Consider the following 21595-nt stretch of genomic DNA (forward strand, 5'->3'; position numbering starts at 1 on the left):
CTGGTGGGGGCACCCGCCCCGCACGGCTTCGTAGTCTCGATCGTTATCTGAATTCCTGTCGGTGGCCGGCGCTAGCGTCGGGGTGTGCTGAGGACACTGGCCGTCGAGAACTACCGCTCGCTGCGCGACCTCGTGCTGCCGCTTTCGGAGCTGACGGTGGTGACCGGCGCGAACGGCAGCGGCAAGTCGAGCCTGTACCGCGCGCTGCGGCTGCTGGCCGACGCCGCGCGCAACGGCGCCGTGGCCGCGCTGGCGCGCGAGGGCGGGCTGCCGTCCACGCTGTGGGCGGGGCCGGAGGCGATCGGGCGCGAGGTGCGGTCCGGGCGGTCGCCGGTGCAGGGCACGGTCCGGAAGCAGGCCGTCGGGCTGCGGCTGGGATTCGCGGGCGACGAGTTCGGGTACGCGCTGGACCTCGGGCTGCCGATCCCGTCGTCGTCGCTGTTCTCGCTCGACCCGGAGGTCAAGCGCGAGTGCGTGTGGAGCGGCCCGGCGCTGACGCCGCGCGGTTTGCTGGCCGACCGCGCCGGGCCGGCCGTGCGCACGCGTGACGCGAACGGGGCCTGGTCCGAAGACGTCCACTCGATCGGGCTGACCGACAGCATGCTGAGCGAGTTCGCCGACCCGCGGATCACGCCGGAGCTGCTGCTCGTGCGCGAACGGATCCGGACGTGGCGCTTCTACGACCAGTTCCGCACCGACGCGAGCGCCCCGGCCCGCGAATCCCGCATCGGCACCCGCACCCCCGTCCTCGACCACGACGGCGGGGACCTCGCCGCGGCCCTGTGCACGATCCAGGAATCCGGCGACGCGACCGCACTGGCCTCGGCCGTGGACGACGCGTTCCCGCGCGCCACCGTCGAGGTGACCGCGACGGACGGGCGGTTCGAGCTGCGCTTCCACCAGCACGGTTTGCTGCGTCCGCTGGCCGCCGCGGAGCTGTCCGACGGGACGCTGCGCTACCTCCTGTGGGTCGCCGCGCTGCTCTCGCCCCGGCCACCGGAGCTGCTCGTGCTGAACGAACCCGAGACGAGCCTGCACCCCGACCTGCTGCCGGCGCTGGCCGCGCTGATCACGCGGGCGGCGCGCAGGACGCAGCTCGTGGTGGTGTCGCATTCGCAGGTGCTCGTGCGGGCCCTGGAAGGCACGGGTGCCGCGTTGCTGGAACTGGAGAAGGAATTCGGCGCGACTGTCCTTTCCGGACAGGGTCGGCTCGACCGTCCGTCGTGGCATTGGCCGAAACGCTGACGCGGCTGTCCTCTCCGGACCCGACGGCCGAAAATCGGTTGCCCGCGGGGAGGTTCGCGGTGACGATTCCCGGCATGACCACGACCTCGCTGCCCGCCCCGCCGACCGTCCCGTTCCCGGGCGGCCGGAAGCAGCAGCGCGTGCCGCGGAGGTGCGACCGGTCGAAGCCGTGACGGCGCCGCTGGTCGCGGGCGCGCTGGCCGGTTACGGGATCGCCGTGCCGGTCGGAGCGGTCGGGGCCGTGCTGGTGGGGCTGGCGGCGCGGACGTCGCTGCGGGTGGCCGCGGCGGCGGCGCTCGGGGTCGCGACGGCGGACGGCGTTTACGCGGTGGTCGCCGTGGCCGGCGGAGCCGCGTTGACACCGGTGGTGGCGCCCGTGCTGGTGCCGCTGCGGTGGGCGTCGGTCGTGGTGCTCGTGGCGCTGGCCGCGTACACGGCGGTGGCCGCGATCAGGCGCTACCGAGCCGGCGACAGCGCCCGCGCCCCGGTGAACGCGCCGGTCGGCGTGGCCCGCGCGTACGTCAGCTTCCTCGGCCTCACCGTGCTCAACCCCGCGACCGTCATCTACTTCGCCGCTCTCGTCGTGGGCGGCACGGCCGCCGGCTCGGGCGCCGTGTTCGCCATCGCGGCCTTCGCGGCGTCGGCGAGCTGGCAACTGCTGCTGGCCGGCGGCGGCCTGCTGCTGGGGCGCGTGCTCGCCGGCCGCCGCGGCCGGCTGGGGACCGCGCTGGTGTCGAGCGCCGTCACGGTCGGCTTGGCCGCTCGCCTGGTGTTCCCGGGCTGAGCGATTTACAAGCTCCCGCGCACCCGGTAGAGATGATCACCGGGAGGTTCGCCGATGGTGCGCTGGGCCGTGGTTCTCGCAGTCGTGCTCTGCGGTCTGTCCGGCGCGCCGGCCGTCGCACAGCCGCGGTGGCACCGGCTCACGCCGCCGTTGAGTACACCGTGGACGGACGAGGTGTCGCCGGACAACGCGTTGCCGGAGTACCCGCGGCCGCAGCTGACGCGGCCCGATTGGCGCTCCCTCAACGGGGTGTGGGAGTTCGCGGCGGCACAACCGGGTGAAGCGCCGCCGTTCGGGCACTCGCTGCGTGAGCGGGTCCTGGTGCCCTACCCCGTGGAATCGGCGTTGTCCGGCATCAGGCGGCACGAGACGCGGATGTGGTACCGCCGCACGTTCACGGTGCCCGAGAGCTGGCGCGACCGGCGTGTGCTGCTGCACTTACAAGCCGTCGACCACGAAACGACGGTGTACGTCAACGGCCGTCAACTCGCGCACCACACCGGTGGTTACGACTCGTTCACCGCGGACGTCACCGAGGCGCTGGGCAGCGGGCCGCAGGAACTCGTCGTCGGCGTCAGCGATCCGACCGCGGCCGGGCAGCCGCTGGGCAAACAACGCGCGCCGGGCGCCGGGATCTTCTCCACACCGTCGTCGGGCATCTGGCAAACGGTGTGGCTGGAACCCGTTGCGGCGACGCACATCGAACGGCTCGACACGACTACAACCCTCGATGCGGTGACCGTCGGCCCTGTGACGACGGGGGCGGCGCGCGTCGAAGCCGTCGTGTCGGACCACGGCCGCGTGGTGGCGCGCGCGTCCGGCCGGGCACCGCTGACGATCCCGATCCCCCACCCGCACCCGTGGTCGCCGGCCGACCCGTTCCTCTACGACCTGCGCGTGGCACTGTCCACAGGGGACAGCGTGGGCTCGTACTTCGGCCTGCGCACCGTCGCCGTCGACCACGGCCGCATCCTGCTCAACGGCAAGCCTTCGGTGCAGCTGGGTCCGCTCGACCAGGGCTTCTGGCCCGACGGCGTCTACACGGCGCCGACCGACGAGGCACTGGAGTTCGACCTGCGCCAGGAGAAGGCCGTGGGCTTCACCGCGGTGCGCAAGCACCTCAAGGTCGAACCCGACCGCTGGTACTACCACGCCGACCACCTCGGCCTCCTCGTCTGGCAGGACATGCCGGCCCTGCGGGACGACGGCAGACCCACACCGGCCGCGGAGGCCGGATTCGAGTCGGAGCTGCGCCGCATGATCGACCAGCACCGTTCGTTCCCGTCGATCGTCACGTGGGTGCCCTTCAACGAAGGCTGGGGCGAGTTCGACGTCGCCCGCGTCGCCGACGAGGTCGCCGCCTGGGACCCGACCCGGCTCGTCGACGCCGAATCCGGCGTCAACTGCTGCCGCTCCACCCCCGACACCGGCCACGGCGACGTCTACGACAACCACACCTACCCCGGCCCGGGCACTCCGCCGTTCGACGCCCGCCGCGGCACCGTCGACGGCGAATACGGCGGCCTGGGCCTGAAGGTCCCGGGCCACGAGTTCGCGCCGCGGGGTTCCTTCGCCTACGAACTCGAACCCGATTCCGCCACGCTCACCGCCCGCTACGTCGAGCTCCAGTCGCACCTGGCGAACCTCGTCCACGCGGGCCTTTCAGCCGCCGTCTACACGCAGCTCACCGACGTCGAAGAGGAAGTCAACGGTTTCCTGACCTACGACCGCCGGGTGCGGAAGCTGGACTTCGCTGCGGCGCGGAACGCGAACCTCGCCGTGCTGCGGGCCTCCGGCCACCGCTGACCTTCCGCGTTCCGGACCGCACCCGCCCGCCTCTGGCCTACCGTCGAGATCATGACCGAAGAAGAGCGGTACGCACTCGGCCTCGAGACGATGAACGCCGTCAACGACGGCAGCGCCCAGCGGGTGCTCGACGGCCTCGCGGACGTCGCGCCGGAGCTGGCGCGGCAGATCGTCTCGTGGGGCTTCGGGGAGATCTACTCGCGGCCGGCGCTGGGGCCGCGCGATCGGCAGCTGCTGACGATCGGCATGCTCACCGCGCTGGGCGGGTGCGAGCCGCAGCTCGAGCTGCACATCGGGACGGCGCTGAACGTCGGTCTCACGCCCGAGGAGATCGTCGAGGCGCTCCTGCAGGCGGCCGGTTACTGCGGATTCCCCAAGGCCCTCAACGCCACCGCCGTCGCGAAAAAAGTGTTCGCCGAGCGGGGTTTGCTGCCGGTGGCGAACGGCTGACGCACGCCTCACCTCCAGCGGATGACGTCCGCCCCGGCGGGGCGCGGGCAGCATGGCGGGTCCTGGCCGGAGCGTCGCAGGAGGTGAGCGCATGACCGACACCGCCGGACTGCGGGACCTGCCCTTCGCCGACACCGCCGACCTCGAGAACGCCCGCCGCGGCTTCGTCGGCACCATCGACCCGCCGCAGATCCGGGCGGCCGACGGCCGCGTCGTCTGGGACGCCGGCGCCTGGGCCCAGGTCCTCGCGCAGCCGCGGCCCGGCACGGTGAACCCGAGCCTGTGGCGCCAGGCCCAGCTCGTCGCGCTGCACGGGCTGTACAAGGTCACCGAAGGCATCTACCAGGTGCGCGGACTGGACCTGTCCAACGTGACGCTGGTCGAAGGCCGCGACGGCGTCATCGTCATCGATCCCCTGATCTCGGCCGAAACGGCAGCCGCCGCGCTGCGCCTGTACCGCGAGCACCGCGGCAACCGGCCGGTGACGGCCGTGATCTACACCCACAGCCACGTCGACCACTTCGGTGGCGTGCGCGGTGTGGTCGACGGAGCCGACGTCGAAGCCGGTCGCGTGCCCGTGCTCGCACCGCAGGGGTTCCTGCGGCACGCCGTGGCCGAGAACGTCTACGCGGGCACCGCGATGGGCCGCCGCGCGGCCTACGTGTACGGCGCCGCCCTGCCGGTCGGACCGGCCGGGCAGCTGGGCGCCGGGCTGGGGATGAGCACGTCGACCGGCACGGTCACACTCATCCCGCCGACGCTCGACGTCACCCACACCGGCCAGGAGGAACGCCTCGACGGCGTCCGGCTCGTCTTCCAGCTGACGCCGGACACGGAAGCGCCCGCGGAGATGAACTTCTTCTTCCCCGACCACGGCGCGCTGTGCATGGCCGAAAACGCGACCCACACGTTGCACAACCTGCTGACGCTGCGCGGCGCCCTCGTCCGCGATCCGCACGGCTGGGCGCGCTACCTCACCGAGGCGATCGAGCTGTTCGCCGACGCGACGAGCGTCGAGTTCGCTTCGCACCACTGGCCCACGTGGGGCCGGGCGGAGGTCACGGCCCTGCTCTCGGAGCAGCGCGACCTCTACGCCTACCAGCACGACCAGACCCTGCGGCTGCTGAACAAGGGCTACGTCGGCGCCGAGATCGCGGAGGTGCTCGAACTACCGCCGGTGCTCGCCCGCGCCTGGCACGCCCGCGGTTACTACGGATCACTGAGCCACAACGTCAAAGCCGTTTACCAGCGCTACCTCGGCTGGTTCGACGGCAACCCGGCCCACCTGTGGCAGCACCCGCCGGAGCAGGCGGCCCGCCGCTACGTCGACGCGATCGGCGGCCCCGAAGCCGTGCTCGCGATCGCGCGCCAGGCGCTGGCCGACGGCGACCTCCGCTGGGTCGCCGAGCTCGCCGGGCACCTCGTGTTCGCGGAGCCGGCCAACGCCGAAGCGCGCGAGTTGCAGGCGACGGCGTTCGAACAGCTCGGCTTCGGCGCGGAAAACGCGACGTGGCGCAACTTCTACCTCACCGGTGCCGCCGAACTGCGCGGGCACACCGTCGGCACCCCGACTTCCCCGGCGTCGCCGGACCTGGTCGCGCAGCTGACCGTTCCGCAGCTCTTCGACAGCCTGGCCATCCAGGTCGACGGGCCGCGCGCGGCCGACGAGCGGATCGTGCTCGACTGGACCGTCGGCGACGATCCCACCGGGCAGTACTGGTCCCGGCTGAGCAACGGCGTGTTCACGCACGGCCCGGGCCCGTCCCGCGAACCGGCCGAGGCCCACGTCCACCTCGACAAGCCGGCGCTGGTGGCCCTGGTCGCGGGCGGGGTCGCACCGGCCGAGCTGGCGGCGTCCGACCGGCTGACCGTCGACGGTCCCGCCGCCGTGCTCACCCGGCTGCTGGCGGTGCTCGACCCACCCGATCCGGACTTCGCGATCGTCACGCCGTGATCAGCACGCCTTGATCAGCGCCGCCGTGCGACGAGCCCGGCCAGCAGGTTCGCGAGGCCCTCGGCGAGGTTCTCGCCGAAGAAGTCCGCCGCGGGGGCCGCACCCATCTCCGCGCGCACCACCTCGACGGCGTCGGTCGGGGTGGCGAAGGGCCACAGCCCGGCGACGAGCACGAACACGGCGCCCGAGAAGTGCGCGGCCCCGCCCGTCGAGAGCTCCGGCACGCACTCCCGCACCAGCGCGGCCAGCCGGTCGGTGTTCACGACCGCGCGCTGCTTGAAGCGCCGCGCCGACTCGACGGAGATGTTGCGCTCCAGCACCGCGCCCATCGAGCTGATCAGCTCGCACAGCACCCGGTCGTCCTGCAGCGTGCGCGCGATCGTCGCGGCGACGCGTTCCTCGCGCGCGAAACCGGGTCCGCCCCGCCCCGGCTCGAGCGCGGCCGTGACGACGGACAGCCACTCCCGCCACACCTCGTCGAGCACCTCGAGGAAGATCGCCTCGCGGCTGTCGAAGTAGCGCAGCACGTTGGACTTCGCGAGGCCGACGCGGTCGCTGAGCTCGCGGAGGCTGATGGCGGCGACCGGTCGTTCGCGCAGCATCGCCGTGGCCGTCGCGAGGATCGTGGCGCGCCGGGCCTCGACCTGTTCAGGGCGCCGGGCGCGCTGGAATCCGGTGCTCACGAACCCCGAGGTTAGCAGCCCAGCAGTCTCTTAACCGGGCGGCGACAACACCCGGTCAACTAGACTCGGCGGCCGTGATCACCCGCGATCCCGCCGCCAAGAGGCAGCGGCTCCTCGACGCCGCGTTCGCCGAGTTCGCCGCCCACGGCATCGCCGGCGCGCGGGTGGACCGCATCGCCGCGCGCGCGGAGTGCAGCGCGGGGCTGGTGTACACGTACTTCGGCAGCAAGGACGACCTGTTCGACGCCGTTTTCGAAGCGGCGACCGGCACCAGCACACCCCTGACCGCCGGCGACCTGCCGGGGTACGCCGGCCGGCTCTTCGATGCGCAGGAAGCCAACCCCGATACGCACCGGCTGGTCACCTGGTACCGCCTGGAACGCGGCGGCTCGGTCGCCACCACGAGCGGGGCGAAGGTCGCTGCCCTCCGCGAAGCCCAGCGGGCGGGCGAGATCAGCGACCGCTTCGACCCCGAGCAGCTGCTGGCGCTCGTCCACACGCTGGCGTCGATGTGGTCGGCGCCCCCGCCGGAAACGCCGGACCTGCCCCGCGAACGCCGCCGCGCCACCGTGACCGAAGCCGTGCGCCGGCTCGTGGACTAGCCGGAAACCCGTGAAAAACTCGGGGGCGTCCGGTTCCCGAACGCCCACGAGCCGCGGGTAGAAACGGGTCAGGAGATGACGAGGCTGGCGATCTTGCCGTCGCGCAGGTCGATGGTCATCGTGCCCGTGCCGTTGAAGCGGTTGCTCTTCACCCCGAGCGTCAGCACGTAGTTTTCGGTGCCGTTGCCCGGCTTGATGCCCTGGACGGTGAAATTCGCCCCGACGCCGATGTTGTCGGTCTTGTTCCAGCTCGCGACGCCTTCGTGGCCGTGGAACTTGCGGCCCCAGTCCTCGAGGAACGCGTCTTCGGTGAACGCGTCGACGAAGTTGTCGGTGTCGGCCGTGTTGGTGGCGTCCACGAACTGCTGGATGGCGTTCGGCAGCTGCGGGGAGTCCGAAGTGGTCATCCCCGGATTGTCCCCCGCGGGCACCGCCGGCGTCTCCCCCTGGCGCGAATGGACCCGGCGGTAGCTCCAGATCAGCAACGCGAACAGGATCACCGCGGACAGCTCCAGGCTCGACCCGGTGCTCCAGCCGTTGAACGGCACCCAGTCGACCGTGCCCCACACCACGCCGGCGGCCGCCAGCAGCAGCCCCGCGACCACCGATCCCGCGATCCGCAGCGGCGAGGCCACGCTGTCCTCCGCGGCCTTCATCGCCCGCACGCGAACGGGTTCCACGAACCGCTGCAGGCCCGGGAACTGCGACGCCAGCACCAGGAGACCCGCCAGGACCAGGAGCAACCCGGGCCCCGGCAGCACCAGCAGTGCGACCCCGACGAGGAACAGCACGCCGCCCACCACGGCGGCGATCGCCTGCTTCACCGGTTTGCCGACTTCCACGCCGTCCTCCTGTCCGTTTCCGCCAGTCTGCCTGGCTCGCGGACCGCGCGCCCGGAGAACCCCCGTGGCCCGTCCGAAGTGGACACCGTGGACGGGTCAGCCGCCGAGGTGGGAGCCGAGCTTGTCGAGCCAGTCGCCCGTGCCCCGCTCGCGCCACTCGGGTTCCTCGTGGCCGTCGAGGAACGTGCCCTGCTCCGTGAGCACCAGCCGGGTCCCCGCGCCGTCCGGCACGAGTTCGACGGTGGTGACCGAGACGGTCGCCAGGCCCGCGGGGCCGCTCAGCGTCCCGCCGTAGACGATGCGCTCGTCCTCGACGATGTCGTGGTACTCGGCCGCGAACGTGAGGTCGCCGCCGTGGTTGGTCTCCCGGCCGCCGACGCGGAAGTCGAGCGAGTGCTCGTCGGCGCCGAACCAACCGGCCTTCGCCGCCGGGTCGGCCCAGGCGGCGAACACCCGCGCGGGCGGGACGGGGTAGCGGCGTTCGAGCGTGAACGTGGAGTGCTTGACGGCGGTCATGACGTGGTCCCTTCGTGGTTTTCGGCGGCCAGCAGGCCGCCGAGGCGGTCGAGCCGGCGTTCCCAGCCCGTGCGCTGCTCCCCCAGCCACTGCTCGGCCAGGCGCAGCCCCGCGGGCTCCAGCCGGTACGTGCGGACGCGGCCGGCCTTCTCCGAAGCCACCAGCCCGCCCGATTCGAGCACTTTGAGGTGCTGCATCACGGCGGGCAGCGACATCGCGTGCGGCTGCGCCAGCTCCTTCACCGCGGCCGGTCCCCGGACCAGCCGCGCCACGAGCTCACGCCGGGTGGCGTCGGCCAGGGCCTGGAACACCCGGTCGAGCTGATGGTCAACCATGTGCTTAACCATGCGACGGCTCGACTCAATAGTCAAGTAGATGCTTAACTGAATTTGCCGGGCCGGGTTGTCTGTCCGGGGCCCGCCCGGTGGTCGTCTTGGCGAAACCACCTCGACCGCGCGGCGAGCGCGCGGTAGGAAACCACCAGAGGGAAGGGACCAGCCGATGCGTTACCTGATGCTGATCTGCGGCACGAGCCACGACGAGTCGAAGCCGGCCGACGAGCCCATCGACTCGGCCACCGAGGCGTGGGTGAAGGAGATGGACGGCCGCGGCGTGCGCCTGATGGGCCAGCGGCTGCGGCCGGCGAGCTCGGCGACGACCGTCCGTGTGCAGGACGGCGAAGTGCTGCTGACCGACGGGCCGTTCGCGGAGACCAAGGAGCAGATCCTCGGCTTCGACCTGCTGGAGTGCGCGGACCTCGACGAGGCCCTCGAGATCGCGGCGAAGCACCCCGCAGCGCAGTGGGGGCCGGTCGAAGTGCGCCCGCTGTGGCCGTTCGGCGGGGAGGAGAACTGAGCTCGAACGCCGCCGAAGCCACCGAGGCCGCGGTCACGGCCGCCTTCCGCGAGGAGGGCGGCCGGGTGGTGGCCACGCTCATCCGGCTGACCGGCGACTGGGACCTCGCCGAGGAGTGCGCCCAGGAAGCTCTCGCGAAGGCACTGGAACGCTGGCCGCGCGACGGCGTGCCCGCGCGGCCGGCCGCGTGGCTCACCACCACCGCCCGCAACCACGCGCTGACGCGGCTCAAGCGCAGCGCCACGGAATCCGCGAAACTGCGCGAGATCGCCGCGCTGGCGCCGGTCGCGGAGCCCGAAGCCGACCCGAGCGGCGTGCCGGACGACCGGCTGCGGCTCATGTTCACGTGCTGCCACCCGGCGTTGCCGCTCGAAGGCCGCGTCGCACTGACGCTGCGCACGCTCGCCGGCCTGACGACGGCGGAGATCGCGCGGGCGTTCCTCGTCAGCGAGTCCATGATGTCGCAACGGCTCGTGCGCACGAAGCGCAAGATCCGCGAAGCCGGCATCCCCTACCGCGTGCCGCCCGCGCACCTGCTGCCGGAACGCACGGCGGCCGTTCTGGGCGTGTTGTACCTGCTGTTCAACGAGGGTTACGCGGCGACCGCCGGCGACTCCGCCGCGCGCCACGACCTGTGCGCGGAAGCGATCCGGCTCGCGCGGACCCTGCTGCGACTGAGGCCCGCCGACCCGGAGATCGAAGGCCTGCTGGCGCTGCTGCTGCTCCAGCACTCCCGCCGCGACGCGCGCCTCGACGGGGCCGGCGACCTCGTGCCGCTCGACGAACAGGACCGCACGCGCTGGGACCGCGCGGCGATCCGCGAAGGGCTCGCGCTCGTCGACACCGCGTTGCACCGCGGCTCCCCCGGTCCGTACCAGCTGCAGGCCGCCATCGCCGCGCTGCACGCGGCCGCGGCTTCGGCCGCCGACACCGACTGGCCGCAAATCGCTGCCCTGTACGGAGAACTGGCCAACCGCGTGCCGTCCGCGGTCGTGCAGCTGAACCGCGCGGTGGCCGTCGCGATGGCCGACGGGCCGGAAGCCGGCCTGGCCCTCGTCGACGCCATGGCGGGCGACCTCGGCGGTTACCACCTGCTGCCCGCGACCCGCGCGGACCTGTTGCGACGCCTCGGCCGGTTCGGCGAAGCCGCCGACGCGTACCGCGCGGCGCTCGCGTTGGCGGGCAACGAAGCCGACCGCCGGTTCCTCAGGCGGCGGTTGTCCGAAACCAGCCCGGAAACGGGTTCGGAAACGCAGTGAAGGGCGCCTCGGATCGAGGCACCCTTCAGCGATTCAACGGGTTCAGTTCAGGCCTTCGGCGGCCAGCAGCTGCTCGAACGGCAGCGACGTGAGCTCGTCGGTGACCGCCTTCTCCGGCGCCGCCTTCACCAGCTCCGCGAGCTCGCCGGCCGCGCGCTCGACGCGGCGCTGCAACGCGCCCGTCGCGCTGACGCTGCCCCAGTCCGACGAAGCGGCGTACACACCCGTCGCGACGGGATGGGCGCGCAGGTAGGCGAACAGCGGGCGCAGCGCGAAGTCGAGCACCAGCGAATGCCGCTCCGTGCCGCCGGTCGCGGCCAGCAGCACGGGTTTGCCCTCCAGCGCGTCCTTGTCCAGCACGTCGAAGAAGGACTTGAACAGCCCGCTGTACGACGCCGTGAACACCGGCGTGACGGCGATCAGGCCGTCGGCGCGCGTCACCGTGTCGACGACTTCCTTCAGGCTGGGGCCGGGGAAACCGGTCAGCAGGTTGTTGGTCACGTCCACGGCGGTGTCGCGCAGCTCGATCACCTCGACGACCGTGTCGGGGCCCAGCGCGGCGCGGGTCGCGTCCGCCAGCCGGTCGGCCAGCAGCCGCGTGGACGACGGCTGGCTCAACCCGGCGGTGACCACGGCGAGGGTGCGTGCGGTCATTTCGTCCTTCTTCCGAACGTGTCCTGGTGGGTCAGACGAGAGTTTCGGTGTGCTCAGGGGTCTCAGCGGTCTCAGCGGTCTCGGCAGCCTTCGCCGCCTCGGCCTCCCGCGCCGCCTTCAGCGACTCGTGGGTCGGCGCGTCGGGCACGTGCTTCGGGCGCATCGCCTCGAGCTCCTTGCGCAGCACCGGCACGACCTGCTCGCCCAGGAGGTCGAGCTGCTCCAGCACGGTCTTCAGCGGCAGGCCGGCGTGGTCCATCAGGAACAGCTGGCGCTGGTAGTCGCCGAAGCTCTCGCGGAAGGTCAGGGTCTTGTCGATGACTTCCTGCGGGCTCCCGACCGTGAGCGGCGTCTGGTCGGTGAAGTCCTCCATCGTGGGGCCGTGCCCGTACACGGGCGCGTTGTCGAAGTACGGCCGGAACTCGTTCCACGCGTCCTGCGACTTCGGCCGGATGAAGGCCTGCCCGCCGAGCCCGACGATGGCCTGGTCGGCCTTGCCGTGCCCGTAGTGTTCGTAGCGCTGGCGGTAGAAGCCGATCAGCTGCTGGTAGTGCTCCTTCGGCCAGAAGATGTTGTTGGCGAAGAAGCCGTCGCCGAAGTAGGCGGCCAGCTCGGCGATCTCCGGGCTGCGGATCGAGCCGTGCCACACGAAGGGCGGCACGCCGTCGAGCGGGCGTGGGGTCGAGGTGAAGCCCTGCAGCGGCGTGCGGAACTTGCCTTCCCAGTCCACCACGTCCTCGCGCCAGAGCCGGCGCAGCAGCGAGTAGTGCTCGAGGGTGAGCGGGATGCCCTGGCGGATGTCCTGCCCGAACCACGGGTACACGGGGCCGGTGTTGCCGCGGCCCAGCATGAGGTCCACGCGACCGTCGGCGAGGTGCTGCAGCATCGCGAAGTCCTCGGCGATCTTCACCGGGTCGTTCGTGGTGATCAGCGTCGTCGACGTCGAGAGCACGATCTTCTTCGTCTGCGCGGCGACGTAACCGAGCATCGTCGTGGGCGAAGAGGGCACGAAAGGCGGGTTGTGGTGCTCACCGGTCGCGAACACGTCCAGGCCGACCTCTTCGGCCTTGAGCGCGATCCGGACCATCGCCTTGATGCGCTCGTGCTCCGACGGCGTGGTGCCGTTGGTGGGGTCGGTCGTGACGTCGCCCACCGTGAAGATTCCGAACTGCATGACCGCTCCTCAGCCAGGTCGTTCGTGGTGCTGCCTTACTTGTCGGCACAACCACTTGCGTGGAAGATGTATTCCTTGGTGACCATACCGGTGACCTGGGCCACCCGCCGCCTCACACCCCTGAACCACGGGAGACTCGCCACACCGGGGCCGGAGCACGCGGAAGCTGTCGGGGTGTGCGGATATCCTGCAGTACGGTGTCGGCTCGGGGCAGCCCCGAACCCCCGCGAACGCCCAGGTGACTGGGTCCGCGGGCACCAGCCTGAAACACCGCCGTGCAGTGAGCCAAGATCCGGGAGAGCGACCTCGTGACTGCTGAGACTCTGTACGGGGCCGACGACCTGACGCACCTCGAGGGCCTTGAAGCGGTCCGCAAGCGCCCCGGGATGTACATCGGCTCCACCGACAGCCGTGGCATCAACCACCTGTTCTCGGAGATCGTCGACAACTCCACCGACGAGGGCGTGGCGGGCCACGCCACCCGCGTCGTCGTGACCATCCACGCGGACGGCAGCGTGCAGGTCGACGACGACGGCCGCGGCATCCCCACCGGCGTCCACGCGAAATCGGGCCTTTCCGGCGTCGAACTGGTGCTGACCCGGCTGCACGCCGGCGGCAAGTTCGGCGGCTCGGGGTACAAGACGTCCGGCGGTCTCCACGGCGTGGGCGCGTCGGCGGTCAACGCGCTGTCGCACCGCTTCGACATCACCGTGAAGCAGAGCGGCAAGGTGCACCAGATGTCGTTCGCGCACGGGGTGCCCGGCGTGTTCGACGGGCCGGGCCCCAAGGCCAAGTTCACCCGCCGCTCCGGCCTCAACCTCGCCGGCAAGATGAAGCGCGGCGAGCGCAGCGGCACGTCGATCCGCTACTGGTACGACGCGCGCTACTTCGAGACGGGCGCGGCACTCGACGTCGAAGGCGTGCGCGCGAAGCTGCGCAACACCGCGTTCCTCGTCCCGGGTGTCACGTACGTGCTGCGCACGGCCCTCGAGGACACGATCAACGAGGAGACCTTCCACTACCCGCACGGGCTCGTGGACATGGTCGATTTCCTCACGCCCGCGGGCGAAAAGCCGGTGTGCGGCACCCTCGTGATCACCGGCGAGGGCACGTACAAGGAGAACGCGGCCGACGCCAACGGCGTCATGCAGTCCAATGTGGAGCGCCACGCCGAGGTGGAGGTCGCGCTGCGCTGGGGCACCGGCTACGAGCGCACCGTGGAGTGCTTCACCAACACCATCCGCAACGTGCACGGCGGCACGCACCGGCGCGGATTCGACCGCGCCGTCACGCGCGCGCTGCAAGACGCGATCGGCAAGACCCGCGGGCTGCTCAAGCCCAAGGAGGACCCGCCCACGCTCGAAGACGTGCTCGAAGGCATGACCGCCGTGATCCACGTGCGGCTGCCCGAACCGCAGTTCACGTCGCAGACCAAGGACGAGCTGTCCACGGCCGGCATCACGCGCGTGCTCCAGGGCATCGTCGACAAGCACGTGAAGGCGTGGGTCGACGACCGCAAGACCAAGTCCGAGGCGAAGGTCGTGCTGCAGAAGGTGGTCGACGCCGCGCGCGTGCGGCTGACCCAGAAGCAGCAGAAAGACGCCGCGCGGCGCAAGACGGCGCTCGAGGGCGCGGCGATGCCGCCGAAGCTCGTCGACTGCCGCACCACCGGCGTCGCGCGCAGCGAGCTGTTCCTGGTAGAGGGTGACAGCGCGCTCGGGTCGGCCCGCATGGCGCGCGTGTCGGAGTACCAGGCGCTGCTGCCGCTGCGCGGCAAGATCCTCAACGTGCAGAAGGCGTCACTCGGCGACACGCTGAAGAACGCCGAGATCGCGTCGATCGTGCAGGTGCTCGGCGCGGGCACCGGGCGCACGTTCGACCTGTCGACGATGCGCTACGGCCGCGTGATCCTGATGGCCGACGCCGACGTCGACGGCTCGCACATCCGCACGCTGCTGATCACCCTGTTCGCGAAGTACATGCGCCCCGTGATCGAGGACGGCCGGCTGTACGCGGCGATGCCGCCCCTGCACAAGCTCGTCACGAAGGGCCGCAACCCGGAAACGCACTTCACCTTCACGCAGCGGGAGATGGAGCAGAAGTTCGCCGAACTCGAGAAGGCGGGCAAGAACATCGTCACCCCGGTGCCGCGGTTCAAGGGCCTCGGCGAGATGGACGCCGACGAGCTGTGGGAAACCACCATGAACCCCGCGACCCGCTCCGTGCGCCGCATCACCATGGACGACGCCGAAGCCGCCGAGGGCGCGCTGGAACTGCTGATGGGCGAGAAGGTCGAACCCCGGCGGAACTGGCTCGTCGCCTCGTCGGACCGAGTCGACCGCGAAGCCATCGACGTCTGAGTTTTTTCGTAGCTACCAAGGAGTTCTGCCGTGGCACGCCGCAAAGGCACCACCACCAAGGTCGATCCCAGCGCGTTCGACTCCCCCGGTGCGAACGTCTTCGACAACTCGCTGAAGACCGAGATCGAAGACTCCTACTTGGAGTACGCGTACTCAGTCATCCACTCGCGCGCCCTCCCGGACGCGCGCGACGGGCTGAAGCCGGTGCACCGCCGCATCCTGTACTCGATGAACGAGAACGGCTACCGGCCGACGCACGCGTACGTGAAGTCCTCGCGCGTCGTAGGGGATGTGATGGGCAAGTACCATCCACACGGTGACGTCGCGATCTACGACGCCATGGTGCGGCTGGCACAGGACTTCTCGCTCAACGTGCCTCTGATCGACGGGCACGGCAACTTCGGATCCCCGGACGATGGCCCGGCAGCGTCGCGGTACTGCGTCGTCGGCGACACCCGGGTCCGGCTCGCCGATGGATCCAGCCCGCGCATCGGCGACTTGGTGAACCTGCCCGCCGATTCCGAGGCCGACGCCGACTTCGAGGTGCTGGACAAGGACGGCAAGGCGGTCCGGGTCGACAAGGTCTTCAACTCCGGCGAGCACCCCACCGTCCGGATCACCACGAAGTCCGGGTTCTCGTTGCAGGGCAGCGAAAACCACCCGGTGCTGTGCCTCGAAGCACCCATGGGCGTCCCGATGTTCCAGTGGCGCCAGCTCGACGAGGTCAAACCGGGCACCGTGGTGTGTCTCGCGCGCAACGCGTGGACCCAGGTCGTCCCGACCTCGCGGGAGTACAACCTCGGCGTGCTCGCCGGGGCCTGGGTCTCCGAAGGTTTCGCCAGTGAAAACCGCGCCGGGTTCAACAACACCGACAAGCACTTCTTCGACGAGGTGCTTTACGCGTACGACCAGGTCGTGGGCGGCAGGCGTTACCTCTCCGAACGGCAGACCCGGCGCGACCGCAAGCAGGTGTTCGAGCTGGATGTCCAGGACTACGCCGGCGGTATGGACGCGTTCCGGGAAAGCCCGCTGCGCGAGTTCATCGACAGCAAGGCCCGGGACAAGTTCGTGCCCGAGTTCATCTGGAAGGGTGACCCCGGACTCAAGCGAGCGTTCCTCATGGCCACCTTCGAAGGCGATGGTGGCTGCCGCGTCGCGCTCGACGGTTTCACGATCCAGTACACCAGCTACAGCGAACAGCTGGCCGACGAGCTCCAGGAGATGCTGGCGGAGTTCGGCGTCATCGCGGTGCATCGCCAGTACACGCGGCCGAGTGGCTCGGTCGAGCACCGGCTGGTCGTGTCCGGTCTGCGCAATGTCCGCGCGTTCGCGGAGCGGGTCGGCTTCCTGAAGACGAAGCAGGCCAAATTGCAAAGCCTGCTGAGCCGGTCAGTCCTGCGGCCACACCGGCTCAGCAGCGACCGGGTGCCGTTCGTCGCCGACTACGTCCGCGGCGCGCTCGACTTCGACCGCCGAGGCAGCGGGCGCAAGTGGCTGACCCAGCACAACTTCGATCGGGTCGAGCGCTGGGAAACCGAGCGGCTGCGGATCATCGACCGGATCAAGGACACCGAGATCCTCGCCACGATCCTGCCGATCATGGACTCGGGTTACCGCTTCGAGGAGATCACCGAAGTCGAGGCCTGTGATCCGGCCGAGGTCTACTCGGTTCGAGTGGTCACGGAGGATCACTCGTTCCTCGCCGGTGGCTTCATCAACCACAACACCGAAGCACGCATGTCGCCCGAGGCGATGCAGCTCGTCGGCGAGCTGGGCGAGGACACGGTCGACTTCCGGCCGAACTACGACGGCTCGCTGGAGGAGCCGTCGGTGCTTCCGGCGGCGTTCCCGAACCTGCTCGTCAACGGCACGTCCGGCATCGCCGTCGGGATGGCGACGAACATGATCCCCCACAACCTCGGCGAGGTCATCGCGGCGGCGCGGTGGCTGATCACGCACCCGACGGCGACGCTCGACAAGCTGATGGAGTTCGTGCCCGGCCCCGACCTGCCGACTGGCGGCAAGCTGTTGGGGCTGGACGAGGTGCGCCGCGCCTACGAAACGGGCCGGGGCGTCGTGCGGATGCGCGCGAACGTCGAGACCGGGCCGCTGGAGGGCAGCCGCGGGCGGCAGGCGATCACCGTGACCGAGCTGCCGTACGGGGTGGGCCCGGAGAAGGTGATCGAGAAGATCACCGACGAGGTCAACAAGTCGAAGCGGCTCACGGGCATCGCCGACGTCAAGGACCTGACCGACCGCGAGAACGGCACGCGGCTGGTGATCGAGTGCAAGGTGGGCGTGAACCCGCAGGCGCTGCTGGCGGACCTGTACCGGCTGACGCCGCTGGAGCAGTCGTTCGGCATCAACAACCTGGTGCTCGTCGACGGGCAGCCGCAGACGCTCGGGCTCAAGGAGCTGCTGGAAGTCTTCCTGCGGCACCGCTACGACGTGGTCACGCGGCGCACCCGCTACCGGCGCCGCAAGCGGGAGGAGCGGCTGCACCTGGTCGACGGCCTGCTGATCGCGCTGCTGAACATCGACAAGGTCATCAAGCTCATCCGCGAAAGCGAAAACGCGCAGGCCGCCAAGGACGGCTTGATGACGCGCTTCAAGCTTTCGGAGCTCCAGGCGACCTACATCCTGGACACGCCGCTGCGCCGCCTGACCAAGTACGACCGGCTGGAGCTGGAGGCGGAGCAGGAGCGGCTGCGCGAGGAGATCGCGGAGCTGACGAAGATCCTCGACGACGAGTCGGTGCTGAAGAAGCTCGTCTCGAGCGAGCTGGCGAAGATCGCGAAGGACTTCCCGACCGAGCGCCGCACCGCGCTGATCGACGGGGACCTCAAGGAGGTGCTGGCGGCGTCCAAGCCGTCCGGGCCGCTGGAGGTCGCCGACGACCCGTGCCAGGTCATCCTGTCGGCCACCGGCCTCGTCGCCCGCACGGCGGCGGAGTCGGAGGAGGCGACGGAGACGCGGCGGCGCAACGGCCGCGTGAAGCACGACGCCGTCGCGGCCGTGGTGCACACCACCGCGCGCGGGCAGGTGCTGCTCGTGACCAGTCGCGGGCGCGCGTTCAAGACCGACGTGCTGCCGTTGCCGGTGCTGCCGGAGCAGGCGGGCACCGTCTCGCTGCGCGGCGGCATGGCGGCACGCGAATTGGTGCCACTGGAGAAGGGTGAGCGCGTGGTCGGCGTCGCCCCGCTCGGTGAGCAGGCGGCCGGGTCGCCGGGCCTGGCGGTGGGCACGCGCGCCGGGGTGGTGAAGGTGGTCGCGCCGGAGTGGCCCGTGCGCTCCGACGAGTTCGAGATCATCACGCTCAAGGGCGACGACGAGATCATCGGCGTCACGTGGCTGACGGACGGCAACGAGACTCTGGCGTTCGTGTCGTCGGACGCTTCGCTGCTGCGGTTCGCCTCGTCGCTGGTGCGGCCGCAGGGCCTGAAGGGCGGCGGTATGGCGGGCATCAACCTGTCCGCGGGTGCGTCGGCGGTGTTCTTCGGTGCCGTCCGCACGGACGACGACGAGCACGGCGAGCCGCTGGTCGTCACCGCGACGGGGCAGTCGGTGAAGGTCACGCCGTTCAGCGAGTACCCGGCGAAGGGCCGCGCCACCGGCGGCGTGCGAGCGCACCGCTTCCTCAAGGGTGAGTCCGCCGTCGGCGTCGCCTGGATCGGCCCGCGCCCGGCCGGCGCGGCCCGCAACGGCGACCCGGTGGAACTTCCTGAGGTGGACCTCCGCCGCGACGGTTCGGGCCACGCCCACCCCGGCCCGGACGTCGTGGGCCACACCATCGAGCGAGACTGACCTCGGCGGTTCAGGGGCACTTCACCGGCAGGTGGGGTGCCCCCTTTTCGTCCCGCTCGATCGTGTGATGCGCTATATATCGTCTTGCGATACATTGGAGTGGTCTCGACCCGTGGCCTCGGCGGAAAGGAGCCGGCGTGACCCCGTTGGAAGAGCGCTACCGGCGCCTCGCCCGGCTGCTCCCCCGCTACTACCGCGACGACTGGGAAGACGACATGGTCGCGACCTTCGTCGACTCCACGGTGGACACTTCCGACGACCCCGAATACGACCTCGATTACGGCCGCCCGGACGTGCGCGAGATCGCCAGCGTCCTCGCCGCCGTCAGGCTCCGCCTCAGCTCCGACGGTCCCCGCCGCTACGCCGCCGCCGGCACCGTCACCCGCTACCTCGCCCTGGCCGGGGTGTGTTTCCAGGCGTCCCTCGCGCTCATCACCGGCGTGCTGCGCCTGACCTGGCCGCCGCCCCTCGTCCGCGACGCGCCGACCCCGGCTCTCGTCTTTGCCCTGCTCTGGCTGCCCGCCCTGGGTTTCCTCCTGGGCGAGCGCCGGGGCTACGCGCTGGTCTTCGCCGCACTGGCGACCGTCGGCACCGAATTGCAGCTGCCGGGCAACGCGGACCTGCTGATCCTGCAATTGGCCACCCTGCTCTTCGTCGCCGTCCACCCGCGCCCCGCGACCGTCCACACGCGACTGTGGCTCGTCGCCTGCCCGGCCACCGCCATCGTCGCCTTCCTGACGCAGCTGCCGGGCCTCACCGGCAACGCCAACGTGGCCGCCGCGATCACCGTCCTGGCCGGCCTCGCCCTCCTCGGCCCGGCCCCGACGGCGGCCCGCGCTGCCTGGCTCACCGCGGCGGCCGTGGTCGTGATCGCCGAGCTGACCGCCCAGCCCACCCTTCCCCCCGAGTTCGTCCCGGTCAGCTTCGTCCTGATCGCCGCACTCGTCGTGGTGGGTGCTGCCCTGGCTCTGCGCATCGGCCTGCACCGCTCGCGGCGAAGGCGCGCGAACGCGGTGGGGTGACTGATCAATCGGGGCGCTCTCGAACGCCGCGCTGCTGGCGATCTAGCTGTATTGCCCGGTGAGGTTGGGGACGCGGGTGGCGGGTGGTTGGCCTGCGAGTGCGGTGTGGCCGCGGTGGTGGTTGGGCGGATTCGTGAGGTGGTCGCAACGGTGCTGGTCATTGTGTTGGTGTGATGACTGTAGCGAGGCGTCGGGCTGGTGTTGACCAGCCAAGGCATTTGCGGGGGCGGTTGTTGATTTCCGCGGCGACTGCGGCGAGGTGTTCGGCGGTGTGGGCAGCGAGGTTGCTGCCCTTGGGAAAGTACTCGCGCAGCAAGCCGTTGAGGTTCTCGTTGGAACCGCGCTGCCAGGGACTGCCTGGTTGGCAGAAGTAGACCGGGACGTTGGTGGCTGTGGTGAACTCATGATGGCGTCCCATTTCGCCACCTTGATCCCAGGTCAGGGTGCGTCGCAGGGCAACGGGCAATGTGGAGAATGCCCGGATGAGCGCGGCGCTGACATCTGCGGCGGTATGGCCCGTGGGGAGATGGAGCAGGACCGCGTAGCGGGTGGTGCGCTCGATCAAGGTGCCGATTGCGGATTTGTTGTGTTTGCCGGTGATCAGGTCACCTTCCCAGTGGCCCGGCACGGCCCGGTCGTCTGCCTCGGCTGGCCGTTTGCTGATCGCTTGTCCTGGCTGGATGAAGTGTGTGGCTCGCTCGTCACCGCGCCGGCGGCGTTTGCGTCGGATCCGGCCACTGCGCAGCGGTCGTTCCGGCGCTGCCCGCACCAGGAGATGATCGGGCGAGTAGAGGGCCCGGTAGATCGTCTCGTGACACGACCTCATACCGGGCTGATCCGGGAACACGGCCGGTAGAGTGCGGGTGATCTGCTCCGGACTCCACCGCAACCACAGACGCGACTGCACGTAATGCCGTAGTGCCTGGTCGGTCGCCAGCTTGCCGGGGGTGGAGCGGGCGCGACGGTCCCGGGCGCGCTGCTGCGCTCGGTGCGGGTGATAGGTGCCGGTGATCGGGTCACGATTGCGGCGGATCTCCCGACTGATCGTCGACGGGCTCCGGCCCACCTCGGCAGCGATGGCGCGGATGCCCAGTCCGGCAGCCCAGTGGTCTGCGATAGCGATGCGTTCGTCTTCGGACAAGAACCGTGTCGAGATCTCGACGGTCGGCACGATCGGCGCGTAGGTACGCGTCGTGCCGTTAGGCCCCGCGACCGAGCGACCGTATCGCCACCGGACACCGGTCCCGCGCGAGACCCCAACGATCCGGCACACCTCCGCGTTACTCATCCCCTCAGCCATCAGGCGAAGATAATGATCACGCTTCTCGGTCAACGGCAACGAGCCCGACAACCCCGCAGGACGACAAGGCGGAACCACGGCGACTCCCTCATACCGCAGCCGTTGCAACCACCTCTAGAACCCGCCTGTTTGTCAAGCTGTGGCGGTGGTGGGTGTTGGTGGTGAGTCGACGCTGGTTTGGCGGGGAAGGTTGGCGTAGATCTCGCGGGCGATGTAGCGCTTGAGGCAGCGGATGATCTCGCGTTTGCTGAGGCCTTCGGCTGTGCGGCGTTCGATGTAGTCGCG

Annotated in this window: 17 protein-coding genes and 1 pseudogene; 11 read left to right on the forward strand and 7 right to left on the reverse strand. The window is 70.4% G+C overall.

What is annotated here, in order from left to right:
• Window positions 1–84: 84 nt before the first annotated feature.
• The 5 genes from ACIA77_RS42515 (at window position 85) to ACIA77_RS42535 (ending at window position 6239) form a co-directional block, all read left to right on the forward strand.
• Window positions 85–1245, forward strand: coding sequence for an AAA family ATPase (locus tag ACIA77_RS42515; protein ID WP_395891834.1), 1161 nt, complete (start codon window positions 85–87; stop codon window positions 1243–1245).
• Between the two features lie 169 nt (window positions 1246–1414).
• Window positions 1415–2029 carry a LysE family transporter gene (locus tag ACIA77_RS42520; protein WP_395891835.1) on the forward strand — a complete coding sequence of 205 codons (615 nt, stop codon included), beginning with the start codon at window positions 1415–1417 and terminating at the stop codon, window positions 2027–2029.
• Window positions 2030–2098: 69 nt separating this feature from the next.
• Window positions 2099–3835 carry a glycoside hydrolase family 2 protein gene (locus ACIA77_RS42525; protein ID WP_395891836.1) on the forward strand — a complete coding sequence of 579 codons (1737 nt, stop codon included), beginning with the start codon at window positions 2099–2101 and terminating at the stop codon, window positions 3833–3835.
• A 51-nt stretch (window positions 3836–3886) separates the two neighbouring features.
• Window positions 3887–4285, forward strand: coding sequence for a carboxymuconolactone decarboxylase family protein (locus tag ACIA77_RS42530; RefSeq protein ID WP_395891837.1), 399 nt, complete (start codon window positions 3887–3889; stop codon window positions 4283–4285).
• Window positions 4286–4376: 91 nt separating this feature from the next.
• A complete protein-coding gene (locus ACIA77_RS42535; RefSeq protein WP_395891838.1) occupies window positions 4377–6239 on the forward strand; it encodes an alkyl/aryl-sulfatase in 1863 nt (620 codons plus the stop codon).
• 14 nt (window positions 6240–6253) lie between these two features.
• On the opposite strand, the gene ACIA77_RS42540 is transcribed toward ACIA77_RS42535, so the two are convergent.
• Window positions 6254–6922, reverse strand: coding sequence for a TetR/AcrR family transcriptional regulator (locus ACIA77_RS42540; RefSeq protein ID WP_395891839.1), 669 nt, complete (start codon window positions 6920–6922; stop codon window positions 6254–6256).
• A gap of 74 nt (window positions 6923–6996) precedes the next feature.
• On the opposite strand from ACIA77_RS42540, the gene ACIA77_RS42545 reads away from it, so the two are divergent.
• Complete coding sequence (locus ACIA77_RS42545) at window positions 6997–7524, forward strand: TetR family transcriptional regulator (protein WP_395891840.1); 528 nt, start codon at window positions 6997–6999, stop codon at window positions 7522–7524.
• 446 nt (window positions 7525–7970) lie between these two features.
• On the opposite strand, the pseudogene ACIA77_RS42550 reads toward ACIA77_RS42545, so the two are convergent.
• The 3 genes and pseudogenes from ACIA77_RS42550 to ACIA77_RS42560 form a co-directional block, all read right to left on the reverse strand.
• Window positions 7971–8366: pseudogene (locus ACIA77_RS42550) on the reverse strand (PGPGW domain-containing protein); the annotation flags it as partial.
• Between the two features lie 96 nt (window positions 8367–8462).
• Window positions 8463–8882, reverse strand: coding sequence for an SRPBCC domain-containing protein (locus ACIA77_RS42555; RefSeq protein WP_395891841.1), 420 nt, complete (start codon window positions 8880–8882; stop codon window positions 8463–8465).
• Window positions 8879–9217 carry an ArsR/SmtB family transcription factor gene (locus ACIA77_RS42560; protein WP_395891842.1) on the reverse strand — a complete coding sequence of 113 codons (339 nt, stop codon included), beginning with the start codon at window positions 9215–9217 and terminating at the stop codon, window positions 8879–8881. The genes ACIA77_RS42555 and ACIA77_RS42560 overlap by 4 nt, the downstream gene beginning before the upstream one ends.
• Window positions 9218–9383: 166 nt before the next feature.
• Between ACIA77_RS42560 and ACIA77_RS42565 the strand changes: the two genes are divergently transcribed.
• Together ACIA77_RS42565 and ACIA77_RS42570 are read left to right on the forward strand one after the other, a co-directional pair.
• On the forward strand, window positions 9384–9737 hold the full coding sequence (locus ACIA77_RS42565) for a YciI family protein (protein ID WP_395891843.1): 354 nt from the start codon (window positions 9384–9386) through the stop codon (window positions 9735–9737).
• Window positions 9710–10996: an RNA polymerase sigma factor gene (locus tag ACIA77_RS42570; protein WP_395891844.1), complete on the forward strand. Its 1287-nt coding sequence runs from the start codon at window positions 9710–9712 to the stop codon at window positions 10994–10996. The genes ACIA77_RS42565 and ACIA77_RS42570 overlap by 28 nt, the downstream gene beginning before the upstream one ends.
• A gap of 42 nt (window positions 10997–11038) precedes the next feature.
• On the opposite strand, the gene ACIA77_RS42575 is transcribed toward ACIA77_RS42570, so the two are convergent.
• Window positions 11039–11650 (reverse strand): FMN reductase, encoded by a 612-nt coding sequence (locus ACIA77_RS42575; protein ID WP_395891845.1) that lies wholly within the window; start codon window positions 11648–11650, stop codon window positions 11039–11041.
• A gap of 31 nt (window positions 11651–11681) precedes the next feature.
• Window positions 11682–12824: an LLM class flavin-dependent oxidoreductase gene (locus ACIA77_RS42580; RefSeq protein ID WP_395891846.1), complete on the reverse strand. Its 1143-nt coding sequence runs from the start codon at window positions 12822–12824 to the stop codon at window positions 11682–11684.
• Between the two features lie 308 nt (window positions 12825–13132).
• Between ACIA77_RS42580 and ACIA77_RS42585 the strand changes: the two genes are divergently transcribed.
• The 3 genes from ACIA77_RS42585 (at window position 13133) to ACIA77_RS42595 (ending at window position 20010) form a co-directional block, all read left to right on the forward strand.
• On the forward strand, window positions 13133–15184 hold the full coding sequence (locus tag ACIA77_RS42585) for a type IIA DNA topoisomerase subunit B (RefSeq protein ID WP_395891847.1): 2052 nt from the start codon (window positions 13133–13135) through the stop codon (window positions 15182–15184).
• A 30-nt stretch (window positions 15185–15214) separates the two neighbouring features.
• Window positions 15215–18988: a DNA gyrase subunit A gene (locus tag ACIA77_RS42590; protein ID WP_395891848.1), complete on the forward strand. Its 3774-nt coding sequence runs from the start codon at window positions 15215–15217 to the stop codon at window positions 18986–18988.
• 137 nt (window positions 18989–19125) lie between these two features.
• Window positions 19126–20010: a hypothetical protein gene (locus ACIA77_RS42595; protein WP_395891849.1), complete on the forward strand. Its 885-nt coding sequence runs from the start codon at window positions 19126–19128 to the stop codon at window positions 20008–20010.
• 157 nt (window positions 20011–20167) lie between these two features.
• Here ACIA77_RS42595 and ACIA77_RS42600 read toward each other — a convergent pair whose 3' ends face one another.
• Window positions 20168–21310 carry an IS30 family transposase gene (locus tag ACIA77_RS42600; protein ID WP_395891850.1) on the reverse strand — a complete coding sequence of 381 codons (1143 nt, stop codon included), beginning with the start codon at window positions 21308–21310 and terminating at the stop codon, window positions 20168–20170.
• Window positions 21311–21595 lie beyond the last annotated feature (285 nt).

The sequence above is a fragment of the Amycolatopsis sp. NPDC051903 genome, from assembly GCF_044452505.1.
Lineage (GTDB): Bacteria > Actinomycetota > Actinomycetes > Mycobacteriales > Pseudonocardiaceae > Amycolatopsis.

Coding starts and splice junctions, on each gene's coding strand:
- ACIA77_RS42530 (WP_395891837.1), top strand. CDS start 3,887: ATGACCGAAGAAGAGCGGTACGCACTCGGCCTCGAGACGATGAACGCC.
- ACIA77_RS42535 (WP_395891838.1), top strand. CDS start 4,377: ATGACCGACACCGCCGGACTGCGGGACCTGCCCTTCGCCGACACCGCC.
- ACIA77_RS42555 (WP_395891841.1), bottom strand. CDS start 8,882: ATGACCGCCGTCAAGCACTCCACGTTCACGCTCGAACGCCGCTACCCC.
- ACIA77_RS42560 (WP_395891842.1), bottom strand. CDS start 9,217: ATGGTTGACCATCAGCTCGACCGGGTGTTCCAGGCCCTGGCCGACGCC.
- ACIA77_RS42565 (WP_395891843.1), top strand. CDS start 9,384: ATGCGTTACCTGATGCTGATCTGCGGCACGAGCCACGACGAGTCGAAG.
- ACIA77_RS42575 (WP_395891845.1), bottom strand. CDS start 11,650: ATGACCGCACGCACCCTCGCCGTGGTCACCGCCGGGTTGAGCCAGCCG.
- ACIA77_RS42580 (WP_395891846.1), bottom strand. CDS start 12,824: ATGCAGTTCGGAATCTTCACGGTGGGCGACGTCACGACCGACCCCACC.
- ACIA77_RS42600 (WP_395891850.1), bottom strand. CDS start 21,310: ATGGCTGAGGGGATGAGTAACGCGGAGGTGTGCCGGATCGTTGGGGTC.